Here is a 17,144-nt window from a genome sequence, read left to right as displayed (position 1 = left end):
CCGAACACCCACCCCCAAGGACGCGGAGAAGAGCCATGCACCCGACCAAGGCCCGACCCGCCGCAGCCGATACCGCCGAACCCAGGCTCATCCCCGAGTCGTTGCCCCGCCTCGCCGAGGCCGACCTGCTCGACAGCCCCGCCGACTGGGGCCCGGCCCGCACCCGGGCCGGCCACTTCCGGCTGGCACCCGTACGCCTCGGCAGCGACCTGGAACTCCTCACCCGGTGGATGAACGACCCCGTGGTGGACGCCTTCTGGGAACTCCGCGGCCCCGCCACGGTCACCGCCGCACACCTGCGCACACAGATCGACGGCGACGGCAGCAGCATCCCCTGTCTGGGCCTGCTCGACGGCATCCCGATGAGCTACTGGGAGATCTACCGGGCCGATCTGGACCCGCTCGCCCGGTACTACCCGGCGCGCCCCCACGACACGGGTATCCACGTGCTCCTCGGAGAGGCGGCAGACCGGGGCCGGGGCCTCGGCACCACACTGCTGCGCGCCGTCGCCGACCTGGTGCTCGACAACCGCCCGCGCTGCACGCGCGTCATCGCCGAACCCGACATCCGCAACACCCCCTCCGTCACAGCGTTCCTCAACTCCGGTTTCCGCCTGGCCGCGGAAATCGACCTCCCCGAGAAGCGAGCCGCCCTGATGCTCCGCGAACGGGCCCTGCGCACGCTGCTCTGATCCTCCCAACGCGATGCCCGTCCCCCGAGTTCCCCACGCCCCGGCGAAGATCCGGAGCCGGCACCCGGTCCCTCGTACGAGCGGAGATCGGCCCGTGCCCGCCCCGGCCGCCGCTTCCGTGGACCGCGCTGTCGGTGGAGCCGCGTAGGGTTGTCAGTGCTATGACGAAGCCCTCCCTCACCGACCTCCTGCACGCCGCCGTCACCGCCGTCGGCGGCACGGAGCGGCCCGGCCAGGTGGCCATGGCCGAAGCCGTCGCCGAAGCCATCGACGACAACTCCCACCGGCTGATCCAGGCCGGCACCGGCACCGGAAAGTCCCTCGGCTACCTGGTGCCGGCCCTCGCGCACGGTGAGCGCGTGGTCGTGGCCACCGCCACCCTCGCCCTCCAGCGACAGCTGGTGGAGCGGGATCTGCCCCGGACCGTGGACGCGTTGCACCCGCAGCTGCGCCGCCGGCCGCAGTTCGCCATGCTCAAGGGCAGGTCGAACTACCTCTGCCTGCACCGGCTGCACGAGGGCGCCCCGCAGGACGAGGAAGAAGGGCTTTTCGATCAGTTCGAGGCAGCCGCCCCCAGCAGCAAGCTCGGCCAGGACCTGCTGCGCCTGCGCGACTGGGCGGACGAGACGGAGACCGGCGACCGGGACGACCTGACCCCGGGCGTCTCCGACAAGGCCTGGTCCCAGATCTCGGTGTCCTCCCGGGAGTGCCTGGGCGCGACCAAGTGCGCGTACGGCGCAGAATGCTTCGCCGAGGCCGCCCGCGAGCGCGCCAAGCTCGCCGACGTGGTCGTCACCAACCACGCCCTGCTCGCCATCGACGCGATCGAAGGCGCCCCGGTCCTCCCGCAGCACGAGGTGCTGATCGTGGACGAGGCGCACGAGCTGGTCTCCCGGGTCACCGGCGTGGCCACCGGTGAGCTCACCCCCGGCCAGGTCAACCGCGCCGTGAAGCGGGCGGCCAAGCTGGTCAACGAGAAGACGGCGGACTCCCTCCAGACCGCGGCCGAGACCTTCGAGCGGATCATGGAACTGGCTCTGCCGGGCCGCCTGGAAGTGATCCCCGAGGACCTCGGGTATGCGCTGCTCGCCCTGCGCGACGCCGCCCGCAACGTGATCTCGGCGATCGGTGCCACCCGCGACAAGTCGGTGCAGGACGAGGACGCCGTCCGCAAGCAGGCCCTGGCCGCCGTGGAGACGATTCACGGGGTCGCGGAGCGGATCACCGCAGGCTCCGAGTACGACGTGGTCTGGTACGAGCGCCACGACCGGTTCGGGGCCACCCTGCGGGTCGCCCCGCTGTCGGTCTCCGGGCTGCTCCGGGAGAAGCTCTTCGAGGACCGCTCGGTGGTGCTCACCTCCGCCACCCTGAAGCTCGGCGGGGACTTCAACGGGGTCGCGGCCTCGCTGGGCCTGGCCCCGGAAGGAGTCGAGGGCGAGGACGTACCGGTCTGGCAGGGCCTGGACGTCGGCTCGCCCTTCGACTACCCGAAGCAGGGCATCCTGTACGTCGCCAAGCACCTGGCCACCCCGGGCCGCGAGGGCACCCGCGGCGACATGATGGACGAGCTGGCCGAACTGATCGAGGCGGCCGGCGGTCGCACGCTCGGCCTCTTCTCCTCCATGCGCGGCGCCAAGGCTGCGGCCGAGGAACTCCGGGCCCGGCTGGACCACCCGATCCTCCTGCAGGGCGAGGAAACCCTGGGTGAGTTGATCAAGAACTTTGCCGCGGATCCGAAGACCTGCCTGTTCGGCACGCTGTCCCTGTGGCAGGGCGTGGATGTGCCCGGTCCGAGCTGTCAGCTGGTGGTCATGGACCGGATCCCGTTCCCGCGGCCCGACGACCCGCTGATGAGCGCCCGCCAGAAGTCGGTGGAGGAGCACGGCGGCAACGGCTTCATGGCCGTCGCGGCCACCCATGCCGCCCTGCTCATGGCGCAGGGCGCGGGCCGGCTGGTCCGGGCCTCCGGAGACCGCGGGGTGGTGGCGGTGCTGGACCCCCGCCTGGCCACGGCGCGGTACGGCAGCTTCCTGAAGGCCTCGCTCCCGGATTTCTGGTACACCACGGACCGCAACCAGGTCCGCCGCTCCCTGGCCGCCATCGACGCCGGCGCCCGCGAGGAGGGCCGCTAGCCCGCGAGGACGTACGCCGACCCACGACTCCGGGTGCACGAGCGCCCGCCATCAATGGAGCAACCCCCACGGCGATCGACCACCTCCGCGAGAGCGGCGCCGGCTTAGGCGCAGAAAAGAGTGAACCCCGGGACCGGCGCAGTGGGTCCCGGGGTTCGGCGAGGGCGGCGGGGTTCAGACCCGCCGCAGTACGGCGACGACCTTGCCGAGGATGGTGGCCTCGTCGCCGGGGATCGGCTGGTAGGCGGCGTTGTGGGGGAGCAGCCAGACATGGCCGTCCTCCCGCTTGAACCGCTTGACCGTGGCTTCGCCGTCGAGCATGGCGGCCACGATGTCGCCGTTCTCGGCGACGGGCTGGCGGCGGACCGTGACCCAGTCGCCGTCGCAGATGGCGGCCTCGATCATCGAGTCGCCGACCACCTTGAGCACGAAGAGCTCGCCGTCACCCACCAGCTGCCGGGGGAGGGGGAAGACGTCCTCCACGGACTCCTCGGCGAGGATCGGGCCGCCGGCCGCGATCCGGCCGACCAGCGGCACGTACGAGGCGGCGGGCTTGCCGGTGGTGTCCGTGGGCTGCGAGCTGGGCTGGTCCGAGCCGCGCACCTCGTAGGCCCGCGGGCGGTGCGGGTCGCGCCGCAGGAAGCCCTTGCGCTCCAGCGCCATCAGCTGGTGTGCCACCGAGGAGGTGCTGGAGAGGCCCACCGCCTGGCCGATCTCACGCATCGACGGCGGGTAACCGCGCCGCTGCACCGAGTCCCGGATGACCTCGATGACCCTCCGCTGCCGGTCCGTGAGCCCGGAGCTGTCGGCGCGGATGCCTGGAGGTCGCCCGGGCAGCGAGCGTGCGGGACGTACGGTCTCCGCCTCGGGATTCAGGCTTGCGTCATTCATGGCATGCACCGGCTCGAGTCGGCTCTGGGAGCGGTTCTGGGCAGTGATGGTGGCACTGTCTGCGGTGGTGGTCACGTCGGCGGCCCCTCTCGAACGGAATGTTCTCCCCTGGCTGGACAACGGTAGTTGCTTTCGAAAGGTTGCGCCAAACGCACGTTCGAGTGAAAAATCGCAGATTGCTCTACGTGAACACATGAAGCGGTGTATGGGCCGCGATGGCGGCGGTGGCCGCGCCGTGGGCCCGGCGGAATTGCCGCCACCCGCCGAACGCGGGTTCGGCCCGGACCTCGCTCCTTACGGTACCCTTCCCCGCTGGATCACCGACGGCCGGGCACGCCCCCAGTCTGGCACCCCAAATCCCCGGATCCGGTCATCCCGCCCCGCGACACGCGGAGGCTCCCAAATCCATCGGAACCCAAGATCTAGTGGTTGTATGGGCGCGGCCACCCAGAAGTTGTGTTCCCCGGTCCGCCGGGGGTCCCGGCATCGCATATGCTGGTGGCTGCCTCACGAGCCCCCGACTGAGCCCCGGCTTCCGTCGTTGCGGGTCTGCGTGGGCTGTTCAGTCGTGCCGAGAGGGAGGGTGAGGGAGCCATGCACTGCCCCTTCTGCAGGCATCCCGACAGCCGCGTCGTCGACAGCCGCACCACGGACGACGGTACGTCGATCCGCCGGCGCCGGCAGTGCCCCGACTGCTCCCGCCGTTTCACCACGGTGGAGACCGCGTCACTGATGGTGATCAAGCGCAGTGGCGTGACGGAACCGTTCAGCCGCACCAAGGTCATCTCGGGCGTGCGCAAGGCATGCCAGGGACGGCCGGTCACCGAGGACGCCCTCGCCAAGCTCGGCCAGCGGGTCGAGGAGGCGGTGCGCGCCACCGGGAGCGCCGAGCTGACCACCCACGATGTGGGTCTGGCCATCCTCGGCCCGTTGCAGGAGCTCGACCTCGTCGCGTACCTGCGCTTCGCGTCCGTTTACAAGGCGTTCGACACGCTGGAAGACTTCGAGGCCGCCATCGCGGAACTGCGGGAGCGGCCTCACATCCGAGAGTGCGAGCCCGGCGGGGCCGGTTCGGTCCCCGTGCCCGCCTCCGCCGCCGACTGACCGGGCAGCCGCACAGCGGCCCCGTCGGTCCGGCGCGCTTCGTAGAGCAGCACAGATCCAAGAGTCAGAACCGTGCCACGGAATATTGCTGGCACATTAGGGCGTTTTTGCCCGCATATGGGAGGCGGCATGACAGAGACGGCGAGCGGCCCGGCACGTGGTTCCCGCGCCAAGGGATCCAAGGCGGCGGGCAAGGGCCTGCGTATCGAGCGCATCCACACCACCCCCGGCGTGCATCCGTACGACGAGGTGGCCTGGGAGCGCCGTGACGTCGTCATGACCAACTGGCGCGACGGCTCGGTCAACTTCGAGCAGCGCGGCGTCGAGTTCCCCGACTTCTGGTCGGTGAACGCGGTCAACATCGTCACCAGCAAGTACTTCCGTGGTGCGGTCGGCACGCCGCAGCGCGAGACCGGTCTGAAGCAGCTCATCGACCGGATCGTGAAGACCTACACCAAGGCCGGCGAGGAGTACGGCTACTTCTCCTCGCCCGCCGACGCCGAGATCTTCGAGCACGAGCTGACCTACGCCCTGCTGCACCAGATCTTCAGCTTCAACTCCCCGGTCTGGTTCAACGTCGGCACGCCCCAGCCGCAGCAGGTCTCCGCCTGCTTCATCCTGGCCGTCGACGACTCCATGGAGTCGATCCTCGACTGGTACAAGGAAGAGGGCATGATCTTCAAGGGCGGCTCCGGTGCCGGCCTGAACCTCTCCCGCATCCGCTCCTCCAAGGAGCTCCTCTCCTCCGGCGGCAACGCCTCCGGCCCCGTCTCCTTCATGCGCGGCGCCGACGCGTCCGCAGGAACGATCAAGTCGGGCGGCGCCACCCGCCGCGCGGCCAAGATGGTCGTGCTCGACGTGGACCACCCGGACGTCGAGGACTTCATCGCCACCAAGGTGAAGGAAGAGGAGAAGATCCGCGCCCTGCGCGACGCGGGCTTCGACATGGACCTGGGCGGCGACGACATCACGTCCGTCCAGTACCAGAACGCCAACAACTCCGTCCGCGTGAACGACGAGTTCATGACGGCCGTCGAGAACGGCACCCAGTTCGGCCTGCGCGCCCGGATGACCGGCGAGGTCATCGAGGAGGTCGACGCCAAGGCGCTCTTCCGCAAGCTGGCCGAGGCCGCGTGGGCCTGCGCCGACCCGGGCATCCAGTACGACGGTGTGATCAACAACTGGCACACCTGCCCCGAGTCCGGCCGCATCACCGCGTCCAACCCGTGCAGCGAGTACATGCACCTGGACAACACGTCCTGCAACCTCGCCTCGCTGAACCTGATGAAGTTCCTCAAGGACGACGGCAAGGGCAACCAGTCCTTCGAGGTCGAGCGCTTCGCCAAGGTCGTCGAGCTCGTCATCACCGCGATGGACATCTCCATCTGCTTCGCCGACTTCCCGACCCAGAAGATCGGCGAGAACACCCGCGCCTTCCGCCAGCTGGGCATCGGCTACGCCAACCTCGGCGCCCTGCTGATGGCCACCGGCCACGCGTACGACTCCGACGGCGGCCGGACCCTCGCCGCCTCCATCACCTCGCTGATGACGGGTACGGCGTACAAGCGCTCCGCCGAGCTCGCCGCGGTCGTCGGCCCGTACGACGGCTACGCCCGCAACGCCGAGCCGCACCAGCGCGTGATGAAGCAGCACGCCGACGCCAACGCCGTCGCCCCGCGCACCGACGACCTGGACACCCCGGTCTGGGCCGCGGCCACCGAGGCCTGGCAGGACGTCCTCCGCCTCGGCGCGAAGAACGGCTTCCGCAACTCCCAGGCGTCGGTGCTGGCCCCGACCGGCACCATCGGCCTGGCGATGTCCTGCGACACCACCGGTGTCGAGCCGGACCTGGCCCTGGTCAAGTTCAAGAAGCTGGTCGGCGGCGGCTCGATGCAGATCGTCAACGGCACCGTCCCGCAGGCCCTGCGCCGCCTGGGCTACCAGGAGGAGCAGATCGAGGCGATCGTCGCCCACATCGCCGAGCACGGCAATGTGGTCGACGCCCCCGGCCTGAAGACCGAGCACTACGAGGTCTTCGACTGCGCGATGGGCGAGCGCTCCATCTCCCCGATGGGCCACGTCCGCATGATGGCCGCGATCCAGCCCTGGATCTCCGGCGCCATCTCCAAGACGGTCAACATGCCGGAGACGGCGACCGTCGAGGAGGTCGAGGAGATCTACTTCGAGGCCTGGAAGCTCGGCGTCAAGGCCCTTGCGATCTACCGCGACAACTGCAAGGTCGGCCAGCCGCTCTCGGCGAAGAAGAAGGAAGCCGAGAAGGCCGAGGTCACTGCCAAGGCGGAGGAGACCATCCGCACCGCGGTGGAGAAGGTCGTCGAGTACCGGCCGGTCCGCAAGCGCCTGCCCAAGGGCCGCCCGGGCATCACCACCTCCTTCACCGTGGGTGGCGCCGAGGGCTACATGACCGCCAACTCCTACCCGGACGACGGCCTGGGCGAGGTCTTCCTGAAGATGTCCAAGCAGGGTTCCACCCTCGCGGGCATGATGGACGCCTTCTCGATCGCCGTCTCGGTCGGCCTGCAGTACGGCGTCCCGCTGGAGACCTACGTCTCGAAGTTCACCAACATGCGCTTCGAGCCGGCCGGCATGACGGACGACCCGGACGTGCGGATGGCGCAGTCGATCGTCGACTACATCTTCCGCCGCCTGGCCCTGGACTTCCTGCCCTTCGAAACCCGCTCCGCCCTCGGCATCCACACCGCCGAGGAGCGCCAGCGCCACCTCGAGACCGGCTCCTACGAGCCGCTCGACGAGGAGATCGACACGGAGTCCCTGGCCCAGTCCGCCCCGCTGGCGGCCGTCCCGGCCCCGGCGGTCGAGGTCCCGGCGCCCAAGCCGGTGGCCCACACCAACGCGGAACTGGTGGAGATGCAGCTCGGCGTCTCCGCGGACGCGCCGCTCTGCTTCTCCTGCGGGACGAAGATGCAGCGCGCCGGCTCCTGCTACATCTGCGAGGGCTGCGGCTCGACCAGCGGCTGCAGCTGATCTTCCGCCGGCAGGTCAGGGCGGTGGCGCCGGGTTTCCGGCGCCACCGCCCTCGGCGTATTCCGGGGCTTGCCGCGGGAAACGGGACTGTGGCAGGCTGCTGGACATGATCAAGAGAATCGAGTCTTCCGTCCGCCGGTGAGCGAGACGCCCGGCACTGGACTGCCCGGAACCGAACTGCCCGGAACCCCGACCACCCTGTTCCGGCACGCCCTCCGGCTGCATCGGCTGACGCCGGACGGGCCCCTGCCCCGTAACGGGGAGCCGATTCCCGACGCGGAACCGCGCCGGTGCCGAGACCGGCAGGACCGGCCGCTCGACCACACGCGCACAGACGTCGACGCCGCGGAACTCCTCGACCGGTACTTCGACGCCCCGAGGGCTTCGCCATACGCGCTGGCCGTCAGGCTCCGCGAGGTTCCCACGCCGTTCCGCTACAACCAACACATCGCTGATGCCGTCCTGCGGGCACCGGCAGCCAGGGCCCGGGAAACCGGCCGATGGCTGGTCCGGCACGGGACCGATCTCGGTTCGGTGGCCATCGGGCTCGCCATGCTCGCCGAGGTCGCAACGGTGGACGACATCCCGAGGATCCAGACCATCGGCCTCCTCTCGAACGCCTTCGGACCTCTGGCGGCGCGGGCCCTGGACCGGCTGCCCGGTGGTGTCGATGCGCTGCTCTGGCTCGCGGAACGGGTCACCGCCTGGGGGCGGGTCCATGTGGTGGACACCCTGTGCCGGCACGTGGACGACCACCCGGCCGTCCTGCCGTGGCTGCTCCGGAGAGCCGTCGACGGCGACTTCCTCAACAGCTACTTCGCCGACGAGGTCGCGCGGGTGACCAGGCTCCACGAGGTCATCGCGGAGTCCGGGGACGACGCCGACGTGGTGGACCACACGGGGCGGATCCTCCATGTGATGACGTACTGCGAGGGCATGGGCACCTCGCTGCGCCTCTACCCCCATGCGCTCGCGCTGCTGGAGGCCCATGTCCGCCACCTCGGACCACTGGGACCTACGGCCGAGCGCTACTTCGCGGCGGCAACGGTCGCCCAGTATCTGACCAAGGAGGTACCCGCCTGGACCGACGACGCCACGGTCAAGGCTCGTTGGGACGAGGCCCGGACCTCCTACCTCGCCCTGGTCGACCGCGGGGACTGGTGCAGCACGGCGCGGGAGGGCCTGGCGGCCGGGGACCGGCGGCTGACCTGGCTCGCGGAGCATGGCGCCCCGGACCTCGATCTGCGGGCCCTGCGCACCTGAGGGCCGGTCAGGGCGGTGCACCGATGCCGGGTTCACCGCCCCCTCGGGCCTGCGGGGGTTGCCGTTCCGTCCTGCTGGAGGACGGCGAGGACATTGCCCGCCGGGTCCTTGAACCAGGCGATGTCCGGGCCTTCGCCACGGTGGATGCCCTTCTCGTCGGATTCGAACTGCGGATAGCGCTCGAATGTGACCCCGCGCGCCTGCAACTGGTCGACGGCCGCCTCCACATCCGGCACGGGGAAGTTCAGGACCGTGAAGCTCGCCGGGGAGTGGTTCTCCTTCGGATAGACGAGGATGTTCCGTTCGTCTGCCACGTGCAGCAGGAGCATGTCGTCCTCCTCGGAGACGCGCAGTCCCAGGGTGTCGCGGTAGAACTGCGCCGCCCGCGACAGATCGTCCACGGAGAAGCTGCTGAAGGCCTTGGTGTTCCCGAACATGGTCGTTCCCTCCGGTGGTGTGATGCCCCCCGATGCGGGCATCCCGGGCCATGACACCGCGCCGGGACGCCCCTTCACGGCACGGCAGCGCGGGCCGGGAGGCCGGAGCAGGGCAGGATCACCCGTCCGGGCCCGGAACCCGCTCGACGCCCGGGGCCCGCTCGACCGGGAGTTCGGGACCCGGCTGCCCGTACCCCGCCGCGGACCAACTCCTGCGTACCTACCGCTCCGAGGACTGACCGGGGCCGCTCCGCGCACCGTACGATGACCCGGTGCTGGTCAAGTGGATTCGCTGCACGGTGACGGATCGACGCGGGTTCGAACGGGGGCAGCGGAAATGGGCGGGGCTGCCTGGCGAGCCGGGATTCCGGGGGCAGGGTGGCGGCTGGAGCCGGGGGCGGCAGGGGGTTGCGCATGTGTTCGCGTTCTGGGAGAGCCGGTCGTTCTACGACTCCTTCATGGCCCGCTCGTACGACCGGCTGGCAGCCGCCCAGAACGGCACCTACACCGGTGTGCGCAGCCGGCTGTTCGACCACCGCTTCGATGTGAAGACGGGCTTCGAGCCCCGGTTCACCGACGCAGACGTCGTCCGGGTCGCGCACACCCGGGTGCGGGAGGGCCGGTTGGACCACTTCGCACTCATGCAGGAGAAGGTGTGGAATCCGGCCATGGCCGGTTCTCCGGGGATGCTGCGCGGGCTGTTCGGCGAGGCGCCGGGCCGTGAGTTCCTGGTGCTGTCCATGTGGAAGTCGGCGGCCGAGCACGGCAAGTACCGGCAGGAGCGGGTCGAACGGCTCTCGCTGCGTGCGCAGACCGAAGCCGATGTCGAGGCACTGACCGGCGACGTGGTCGACCTCGAGCCCGCCTGGACGGTCTGACCGGCGGTTCCCACTAGGGTCGTGGGATGGTACGACCACGACGGATCGTCCTCGTCCGGCACGGGGAATCGGAGGGCAACACCGACGACACGGTGTACGAGCGGGAGCCCGACCATGCGCTGCGGCTGACACCCGCCGGTCACGCGCAGGCGGCTGCGACCGGCGAGAAGCTGCGCGAGCTCTTCGGCGAGGAGCGCATCAGCGCCTACGTCTCCCCGTACCGCCGGACCCTCCAGACCTTCCGCGCGCTGCGCCTGGACCCGGCACGGGTGCGGATGCGCGAGGAGCCGCGGCTGCGCGAGCAGGACTGGGGCAACTGGCAGGACCGGGACGACGTACGGCTGCAGAAGACGTACCGCGATGCCTACGGTCACTTCTTCTACCGGTTCGCGCAGGGCGAGTCCGGGGCGGACGTCTACGACCGGGTCGGTTCCTTCCTGGAGAGCCTCTACCGCAGTTTCGAGGCCCCCGACCATCCGCCGAACGTTCTGCTGGTGACGCACGGGCTGACCATGCGGTTGTTCTGCATGCGCTGGTTCCACTGGTCGGTGTCGGAGTTCGAAAGTCTGTCGAACCCCGGGAACGGCGAATTCCGGGTTCTCCGGCTGGAGAAGGACGGCCGCTACCGGATGGACCGCCCATTTGAGCGGTGGACCACACCCGAGCCTTATGACCTGGACGGCTAGAGTGGCCCGCGATGACCCCTGACTCCTCTCCCGGCCGGCGCTACGCACGCGCCCTGGCCAGCCTGCGCGGGCTGGCGGTGGGTGACGCCCTGGGCTCCCAGTTCTTCGTCCCCGCGAACTACCCGCTGCTCAAGCAGCGCCGGCTGCCGTCCGGCCCCTGGCAGTGGACCGACGACACCGAGATGGCCTGCTCGGTCCTCGCGGTGCTCGCCGAGCACGACCGGATCGACCAGGACGCCCTGGCCGGATCCTTCGCCCGGCACCACGACTTCGACCGCGGCTACGGGCCCGCCGTGAACCGGATGCTGCGGCTGATCCGGGAGGGCGGGGACTGGCGGACGCTGGCAGCCGAGCTGTTCAACGGCCAGGGGTCCTGGGGCAATGGCGCGGCGATGCGGATCGCCCCGCTCGGCGCCTGGTACGCCGACGACCCCGAGCAGGCCACGCACCAGGCGGAGATCTCCTCGTACACCACGCACCAGCACCGGGAGGCGGTGTGCGGGGCGATGGCCGTCGCCGCGGCAGCCGCCCTGGCGGCGGCCCCGGCCGGTCCGCCCACCCCGGGCGCGCTGCTGGACGGTGTGATCGCGCTGGTGCCGCGCAGTGCGGTGGGCGCCGGCCTGCGCCGGGCACGGGACATGCTGGACTACGGCAACGCGACCACGGTCGCGGCGGTGCTGGGCTGCGGCCGGCGCACCAGTGCGCACGACACGGTGCCCTTCGCCCTCTGGTCGGCCGCCCGGTCGCTGGGGGACTTCGAGCAGGCCTTCTGGACCACCGCGCAGGTGGGCGGGGACGTGGACACCAACTGCGCGATCGTCGGCGGGGTGCTGGGAGCGCGCGGGAACGAGGTGCTTCCGCAGGCCTGGGTGGCCCAGACGGAGGCTCTGCCGGCCTGGCTGCCGGAACCGAAGGCCTGAGGCTGTCCTGACCGATCCGTTTTGCCCGGTTCTCTTTGTCACGGTCCTGCCACAGGGCACTCCTCGATCGGCTGAAACCGCACGTCATCGGCCTACTCTGACCGCTGCGTCGCTCCGGGACGATCCAGCCGGGGCGGCCGTGAGGGGGAGGGGAACCCGATGCCGGAACAGCCCGACGACGGGAAGGGCGCCGGGGGCGCCGCGAACGAAACGGCTCGCACCAACGAGCAGGCACAGCAGGTGTCCGGGCAGGCGTCTGAACAGGCGCCCCAGCAGGCGCCCAAGCCGGCGCCGGAGCAGGCCCAGCAGGCGCCGGATCAGGTGCAGCAGGCGCCGCAGGTGCCCGAGCAGGCGTCACAGCCGCAGCAGGGCCCTCAGCAACCCCAGCAGTCTCAGCAGCCCCAGCAGGCGCGAGCGGTCCACCCCGTGTGGCAGGCGCCGCAACACGCCGGACGCGCCACCCAGCAGCCCGGCTGGGCGACGCTCATCCGGCCCGCCGACCCCGCGCCGGTCCGCGCCGCCACGCTCTGGGGCATCCTCGCGACCGCGCTCGCCGCCGCCTTCCTGCTCGGTGACGGGCTCGGTGCCGGACTGCTGATCACCGCCGTCCCGGCGGCCCTGGCCGCCTACGCCGCCGCCCGGGCCGCCGGCCGCAAGGCCCGCCCGTGGACCCTTGCCTGGGCCGTCGGCTGCCTCGCCCTGCTCGCGATCCCTGCGCTTCGGGACGCCGGCTGGCCCGCCGTCCTCGCCCTGTTCGCGGCCATCGGCCTCGGTGCGCTCGCGCTCTACGGCAGCCGCACCTGGCCCGGCGTACTGCTCAGCCCGCTGGGCTTCTTCGACGCGGCGCCGACCGGAGTCGTCTGGGCCTGGGCCGGGCTGCGGGCCGGCGGCCAGGGCAGTCGCGAGCGCTGGTGGCCGGTGGTCAGGGCGGCCGGTGTGGGACTGGTCCTGCTGGTCCTGTTCGGCGCCCTGTTCGCCTCCGCCGACGCCGCGTTCGCCGATCTGCTGGGCGCGTTGACCCCTGATGTGTCCGTCGAGGACGGGCCGCTGCGGATCCTGTTCTTCCTGCTCGGCGGGTTGGTTGCGGTCGCTGCCGCCCGGGCCGCCGCGGCTCCGCTGCGCTGGGACCGGATCAAGATAGCCCCCGGTACGCCGCGGTCCCCGGTGGAGTGGGCCCTTCCGCTGGTCGTGCTGAACCTGCTCTTCGCCGGCTTCATCGCGGTGCAGCTCGCCGTCCTGTTCGGCGGCTACGACAAGGTGCTCGAAAGCACCGGACTCAGCTATGCCGAATACGCCCGGCAGGGCTTCTGGCAGCTGCTGTGGGCCACGCTGCTCACCCTCGTGGTGATCGCCCTCGCCCTGCGCTGGGCCCCGCGCTCCGGTCCCGGCGACCGGCGGCTGGTGCGCGCCGTCCTGGGCGCGCTCTGCGTGCTGACCCTGGTGGTCGTCGCCTCGGCGCTGCGTCGGATGGACCTCTACGTGGATGCGTACGGGCTGACCCGGCTCCGGCTCTCCGTGGCCACCATGGAGCTGTGGCTCGGGCTGGTGATCGTACTGATCATCGCGGCCGGGGTGTTCGGTGGCCGCTGGCTGCCGCGCGCGGTGGTGGCCAGCGCCGGGGCCGTGGTCCTGGCCTTCGGACTGGCCTCCCCGGACGGGCTGATCGCGGAGCGGAACGTGAGCCGTTTCCAGGAGGCCGCCGAGAGCGACCGGGACCAGGGCAAGGCGATCGATCTGGCCTACTTCCAGACGCTGTCGGCAGACGCGGTGCCCGCCCTGGACCGGTTGCCCGAGCCGCACCGGTCCTGCGCCCTGCGCGGTATCAACGAAGCGCTGGCGGACCGGGGGCAGAAGCCCTGGTACGCGACCAGCCTGGGTGAGCACCGGGCGAAGAAGATCCTGCGCGACCGGCCGGTGACGACCTCGTACGAGGTCTGCTCGCGGCTGGGAGCCTTCGGCAGCCGGTACGAGTACTGACCGGAAGCCGGTGCAGGAGTGCCGATCGGGCCGCGCGTACGAAGCCTCCGTACGCGCGGCCCTGCGGCTTTCTAGCCGGCTGCGGCCGGGTCTGCCGGGCCTGCCGGGCCCGCCGTGGTGGTCTTGCCGCCCAGGGCCTCGAGGTCGCCGGTGCGCACCCGGATCACCAGTACGGCGGTCAGCAGGGCCACTGCCGCCATCCCCGCGCCCGCGACGAAGGCCGTGGAGATGCCCTCGGTGAGCACCTCATGGCCGGCCGGTCCGGGCATCATGCCGGTCTTCTCGAAGACCTCCTGCTCCGCCGTGCTCGCCTCGCCGAGGAAGTCCGGCAGCTGCCTCTCGGTCTCGCCGCGGGCGGCGGTGCCGAACACGGTGACCAGGATGGACAGCCCGAGCGCACCGCCGACCTGCTGACTCGCGTTGAGCAGCCCGGATGCGGCGCCCGCCTCGTGCGGGGCGATCCCGGAGACGGCGGTCAGGGTCAGGGTGACGAAGTTGAGGCCCATGCCGAGGCCGAAGAGGAGCATCGGGCCGAGGACCCCGGACAGGTAGCTGCTGCCGGTGTCGAGGAGGGTCAGCCAGATGAGTCCGGTGCCGGTCAGGGCGGCGCCGGTGACCATGAAGGGCTTGGGGCCGAAGCGGGGGAGCAGCCGCTGGGAAAGGCCGGCGGCGATGATGATCACGGCGGTCACCGGCAGGAAGGCGAGGCCGGACCGGATGGGGGAGTAGCCCAGCACGTTCTGGACGAACTGGACGATGAAGAAGAACATCCCGAACATCGCGGCGGCGAGGCTGAGCATGATCAAGTAGGTTCCGGCCCGGTTGCGTTCGGCGAACATCCGCAGCGGGGTGATCGGCTCGGCGGCCCGGGATTCGAGGTGTGCGAACAGGGCGAGCAGTACGACGGCCGCGGCGAACGAGCCGAGGGCCAGGACGTCCCGCCAGCCCTCTTCCGAGGCGCGGATGAAGCCGTAGACGAGGGCGGCCATGCCCGTGGTGGACGTGATGGCGCCGGCGAAGTCGAAGCGGCCGGGGTGGCGTTCGGACTCGCTGATGTAGAGCGGTGTCAGTACGGCGATGAGCACGCCGATCGGCACGTTGACGAAGAGCACCCAGCGCCAGTCCAGCCACTCGGTGAGCATGCCGCCGGCGAGCAGGCCGATCGCGCCGCCCCCGGCGGACACCGCGGCGAACACGCCGAAGGCCCGGTTCCGCTCCGGACCCTCCGGGAACGTGGTGGTGATCAGGGCGAGCGAAGTGGGTGAGGCGATGGCGCCGCCGACCCCCTGGAGGGCGCGGGCGGCCAGCAGCTGCCAGGGCTCCTGGGCCAGTCCGCCGAGCAGGGAGGCCAGGGTGAACAGCAGGATTCCGGCCAGGAAGACGCGGCGCCGGCCCAGGATGTCGCCAGCCCGGCCGCCGAGCAGCAGCAGTCCGCCGAAGGTGAGGGTGTAGGCGCTGACCACCCAGGAGAGGTCGGTGGTGGAGAAGCTGAGGGCGGTCTGGATGTGGGGCAGTGCGATGTTCACGATGGTCGCGTCGAGCACCACCATGAGCTGACAGGCGGCGATGACGGTGAGGGCCGCTCCGGGACGACCCGCACGCCGCGCGGTTCCCGGTATTCGGGCTGTGGTCAGGGGTGTTGGTGTCACTGCTGATCCCCCACGTGAAAATAGTGAACGCGATCGTTCACTGTTTGACCACCGTAAAATGGCCCGGTTAGGGAACTCAAGCGTTCACTAAGCTGAAAATCCGTACGACGGTTCACGTGTGGGCGGGTAGCGGCGGAGGTGCGGAGTGATGGCGGGTCCGGTTCGCCGGCGGGGTGCCGAGCTGGAGGCGGCGATCGTCGACGCCGCGATCGAACAGCTCTGCACGGTCGGCTGGAACGCCCTCACCATGGAGGCCGTGGCCGCCGGAGCGCAGACCGGCAAGGCTGCCGTCTACCGGCGCTGGTCCTCCAAGGGCGAGCTCGTCGCCGACGCGCTGCGGGCCTCGCTGCCCCCGGTGGCCGAGGTCCCCGACTCCGGGTCGATCCGCGGCGACCTCCGGCTGCTCTGCCGGCGGATGCGCGATGTGATGCATTCGCGCTCCGGGCAGGCCCTGAGGTCGGTTCTTCACGAATGCGATGCCGTGGGAGTGGTGGGCTTCCGGGAGATCATCCGCACGGCGTTCCTGGAACCCTCCGGTCGGGTCTTCGGAACCCTGATCGAGCGCGGAATTGAGCGTGGCGATGTCCGACCGGATGCCACCGGACCCTTCGTTGCCGACGTCATTCCGGCGATGATGATGTACCGGACAAAGGTGTGCGGGAGCGAATGGGAAGACTCGGACATCGAGGAATTCATCGACCGGGTGCTGGTGCCGATGCTCAGCAGGTGAGCCGGACCCGGCCCGGGGTGTCGCCGGGGCACCAAGCGGCGTACCCTTGCTGGCGCCATGCCGTACGAACCACCCACCCACACCGTCGAACGCTCCCTTCGTGCAACCACCGGCGCGCGGGTCATCGCCGGGGTCGACGAAGTCGGGCGAGGGGCCTGGGCCGGTCCCGTCACCGTATGCGCGGCGATCACCGGCCTGCGCCGGCCGCCCGAAGGACTCACCGACTCCAAACTCCTCACCCCCAAGCGGCGCGACGAGCTCGCCGAGGTGCTGGAAGGCTGGGTCACCGCCCACTCCCTGGGCCACGCCTCCCCGGAGGAGATCGACGAACTGGGGATGACCGCCGCCCTCCGGCTCGCCGCCGTCCGGGCCCTGGACGGTCTGCCGGTCCGGCCGGACGCGGTGATCCTCGACGGCAAGCACGACTACCTCGGCCGGCCGTGGCAGGTCCGTACCGTGATCAAGGGGGACCAGTCCTGCGTTGCCGTGGCGGCGGCCTCGGTGATCGCCAAGGTCCGGCGCGACCGCATGATGGCCGAACTCAGCGAACCCGGAGGCGGAATCGAGCAGTTCGCCTTCGCGGCCAACGCCGGATACCCGTCGCCCGTGCACCGGGCGGCACTTGAACAGCTGGGGCCCACCCCGTACCACCGGCTCTCCTGGTCGTACATGGACGGGCTGCCCCAGTGGCGGCATCTCAAGAAGATCCGCCGCAGCGAGGAATCACTCGGTCTGGAAAACGGAGGCCAGCTCGGCTTCGATTTCTGATCGCGCCCATG

The 17,144-nt window shown here is 70.6% G+C and carries 14 protein-coding genes; 11 read left to right on the top strand and 3 right to left on the bottom strand.

What is annotated here, in order from left to right; all coding sequences use genetic code 11:
* Positions 1–35: 35 nt before the first annotated feature.
* Together DEJ50_RS08655 and DEJ50_RS08650 are read left to right on the top strand one after the other, a co-directional pair.
* Complete coding sequence (locus tag DEJ50_RS08655; protein ID WP_150206993.1) at positions 36–692, top strand: GNAT family N-acetyltransferase; 657 nt, start codon at positions 36–38, stop codon at positions 690–692.
* A gap of 161 nt (positions 693–853) precedes the next feature.
* Positions 854–2,824 carry an ATP-dependent DNA helicase gene (locus DEJ50_RS08650; RefSeq protein ID WP_150206992.1) on the top strand — a complete coding sequence of 657 codons (1,971 nt, stop codon included), beginning with the start codon at positions 854–856 and terminating at the stop codon, positions 2,822–2,824.
* Positions 2,825–2,998: 174 nt separating this feature from the next.
* On the opposite strand, the gene lexA is transcribed toward DEJ50_RS08650, so the two are convergent.
* On the bottom strand, positions 2,999–3,790 hold the full coding sequence (gene lexA / locus DEJ50_RS08645) for a transcriptional repressor LexA (protein WP_150206991.1): 792 nt from the start codon (positions 3,788–3,790) through the stop codon (positions 2,999–3,001).
* 519 nt (positions 3,791–4,309) lie between these two features.
* On the opposite strand from lexA, the gene nrdR reads away from it, so the two are divergent.
* The 3 genes from nrdR to DEJ50_RS08630 all read left to right on the top strand — a co-directional run bounded on the left by nrdR (position 4,310) and on the right by DEJ50_RS08630 (position 9,088).
* Positions 4,310–4,819 (top strand): transcriptional regulator NrdR, encoded by a 510-nt coding sequence (gene nrdR, locus DEJ50_RS08640; protein ID WP_150206990.1) that lies wholly within the window; start codon positions 4,310–4,312, stop codon positions 4,817–4,819.
* A 129-nt stretch (positions 4,820–4,948) separates the two neighbouring features.
* Positions 4,949–7,825 (top strand): vitamin B12-dependent ribonucleotide reductase, encoded by a 2,877-nt coding sequence (locus DEJ50_RS08635; RefSeq protein WP_150206989.1) that lies wholly within the window; start codon positions 4,949–4,951, stop codon positions 7,823–7,825.
* Between the two features lie 138 nt (positions 7,826–7,963).
* Entirely contained in the window at positions 7,964–9,088 is a 1,125-nt protein-coding gene (locus DEJ50_RS08630) for a hypothetical protein (RefSeq protein ID WP_150206988.1), read from the top strand.
* A 32-nt stretch (positions 9,089–9,120) separates the two neighbouring features.
* On the opposite strand, the gene DEJ50_RS08625 is transcribed toward DEJ50_RS08630, so the two are convergent.
* Entirely contained in the window at positions 9,121–9,525 is a 405-nt protein-coding gene (locus DEJ50_RS08625; RefSeq protein ID WP_150206987.1) for a VOC family protein, read from the bottom strand.
* 272 nt (positions 9,526–9,797) lie between these two features.
* Here DEJ50_RS08625 and DEJ50_RS08620 point away from each other — a divergent pair, with 272 nt between their 5' ends.
* From DEJ50_RS08620 to DEJ50_RS08605, 4 genes are all read left to right on the top strand, one after another.
* On the top strand, positions 9,798–10,403 hold the full coding sequence (locus DEJ50_RS08620) for a YdbC family protein (RefSeq protein WP_150206986.1): 606 nt from the start codon (positions 9,798–9,800) through the stop codon (positions 10,401–10,403).
* 26 nt (positions 10,404–10,429) lie between these two features.
* Complete coding sequence (locus tag DEJ50_RS08615; protein WP_150206985.1) at positions 10,430–11,089, top strand: histidine phosphatase family protein; 660 nt, start codon at positions 10,430–10,432, stop codon at positions 11,087–11,089.
* Positions 11,090–11,100: 11 nt separating this feature from the next.
* Positions 11,101–12,009 (top strand): ADP-ribosylglycohydrolase family protein, encoded by a 909-nt coding sequence (locus DEJ50_RS08610; protein WP_150206984.1) that lies wholly within the window; start codon positions 11,101–11,103, stop codon positions 12,007–12,009.
* Between the two features lie 159 nt (positions 12,010–12,168).
* Positions 12,169–13,986: a DUF4153 domain-containing protein gene (locus tag DEJ50_RS08605; protein WP_150206983.1), complete on the top strand. Its 1,818-nt coding sequence runs from the start codon at positions 12,169–12,171 to the stop codon at positions 13,984–13,986.
* A 71-nt stretch (positions 13,987–14,057) separates the two neighbouring features.
* Here DEJ50_RS08605 and DEJ50_RS08600 read toward each other — a convergent pair whose 3' ends face one another.
* The gene (locus DEJ50_RS08600; RefSeq protein WP_150206982.1) at positions 14,058–15,635 is read right to left on the bottom strand and encodes an MFS transporter; all 1,578 of its coding nucleotides are present in this window, start codon (positions 15,633–15,635) and stop codon (positions 14,058–14,060) included.
* A gap of 148 nt (positions 15,636–15,783) precedes the next feature.
* Here DEJ50_RS08600 and DEJ50_RS08595 point away from each other — a divergent pair, with 148 nt between their 5' ends.
* Positions 15,784–16,365: a TetR/AcrR family transcriptional regulator gene (locus tag DEJ50_RS08595; protein WP_150206981.1), complete on the top strand. Its 582-nt coding sequence runs from the start codon at positions 15,784–15,786 to the stop codon at positions 16,363–16,365.
* A 57-nt stretch (positions 16,366–16,422) separates the two neighbouring features.
* Complete coding sequence (locus DEJ50_RS08590) at positions 16,423–17,133, top strand: ribonuclease HII (protein WP_150206980.1); 711 nt, start codon at positions 16,423–16,425, stop codon at positions 17,131–17,133.
* The last annotated feature ends 11 nt before the right edge of the window (positions 17,134–17,144 follow it).

It is taken from the genome of Streptomyces venezuelae (genome assembly GCF_008642295.1).
GTDB classification, from domain to species: Bacteria; Actinomycetota; Actinomycetes; order Streptomycetales; family Streptomycetaceae; genus Streptomyces; species Streptomyces venezuelae_C.
The sequence above is the reverse complement of the archived record's forward strand: the minus strand, read 5'-3'. Positions and strand labels throughout refer to the sequence as shown.

Excerpts from the sequence above, each read along its gene's own strand:
- DEJ50_RS08655 (WP_150206993.1), top strand. The coding sequence starts at position 36 with ATGCACCCGACCAAGGCCCGACCCGCCGCAGCCGATACCGCCGAACCC.
- DEJ50_RS08595 (WP_150206981.1), top strand. The coding sequence starts at position 15,784 with ATGGCGGGTCCGGTTCGCCGGCGGGGTGCCGAGCTGGAGGCGGCGATC.
- DEJ50_RS08615 (WP_150206985.1), top strand. The coding sequence starts at position 10,430 with ATGGTACGACCACGACGGATCGTCCTCGTCCGGCACGGGGAATCGGAG.
- DEJ50_RS08650 (WP_150206992.1), top strand. The coding sequence starts at position 854 with ATGACGAAGCCCTCCCTCACCGACCTCCTGCACGCCGCCGTCACCGCC.
- DEJ50_RS08590 (WP_150206980.1), top strand. The coding sequence starts at position 16,423 with ATGCCGTACGAACCACCCACCCACACCGTCGAACGCTCCCTTCGTGCA.
- DEJ50_RS08625 (WP_150206987.1), bottom strand. The coding sequence starts at position 9,525 with ATGTTCGGGAACACCAAGGCCTTCAGCAGCTTCTCCGTGGACGATCTG.
- DEJ50_RS08610 (WP_150206984.1), top strand. The coding sequence starts at position 11,101 with ATGACCCCTGACTCCTCTCCCGGCCGGCGCTACGCACGCGCCCTGGCC.
- DEJ50_RS08605 (WP_150206983.1), top strand. The coding sequence starts at position 12,169 with ATGCCGGAACAGCCCGACGACGGGAAGGGCGCCGGGGGCGCCGCGAAC.
- nrdR (WP_150206990.1), top strand. The coding sequence starts at position 4,310 with ATGCACTGCCCCTTCTGCAGGCATCCCGACAGCCGCGTCGTCGACAGC.
- DEJ50_RS08635 (WP_150206989.1), top strand. The coding sequence starts at position 4,949 with ATGACAGAGACGGCGAGCGGCCCGGCACGTGGTTCCCGCGCCAAGGGA.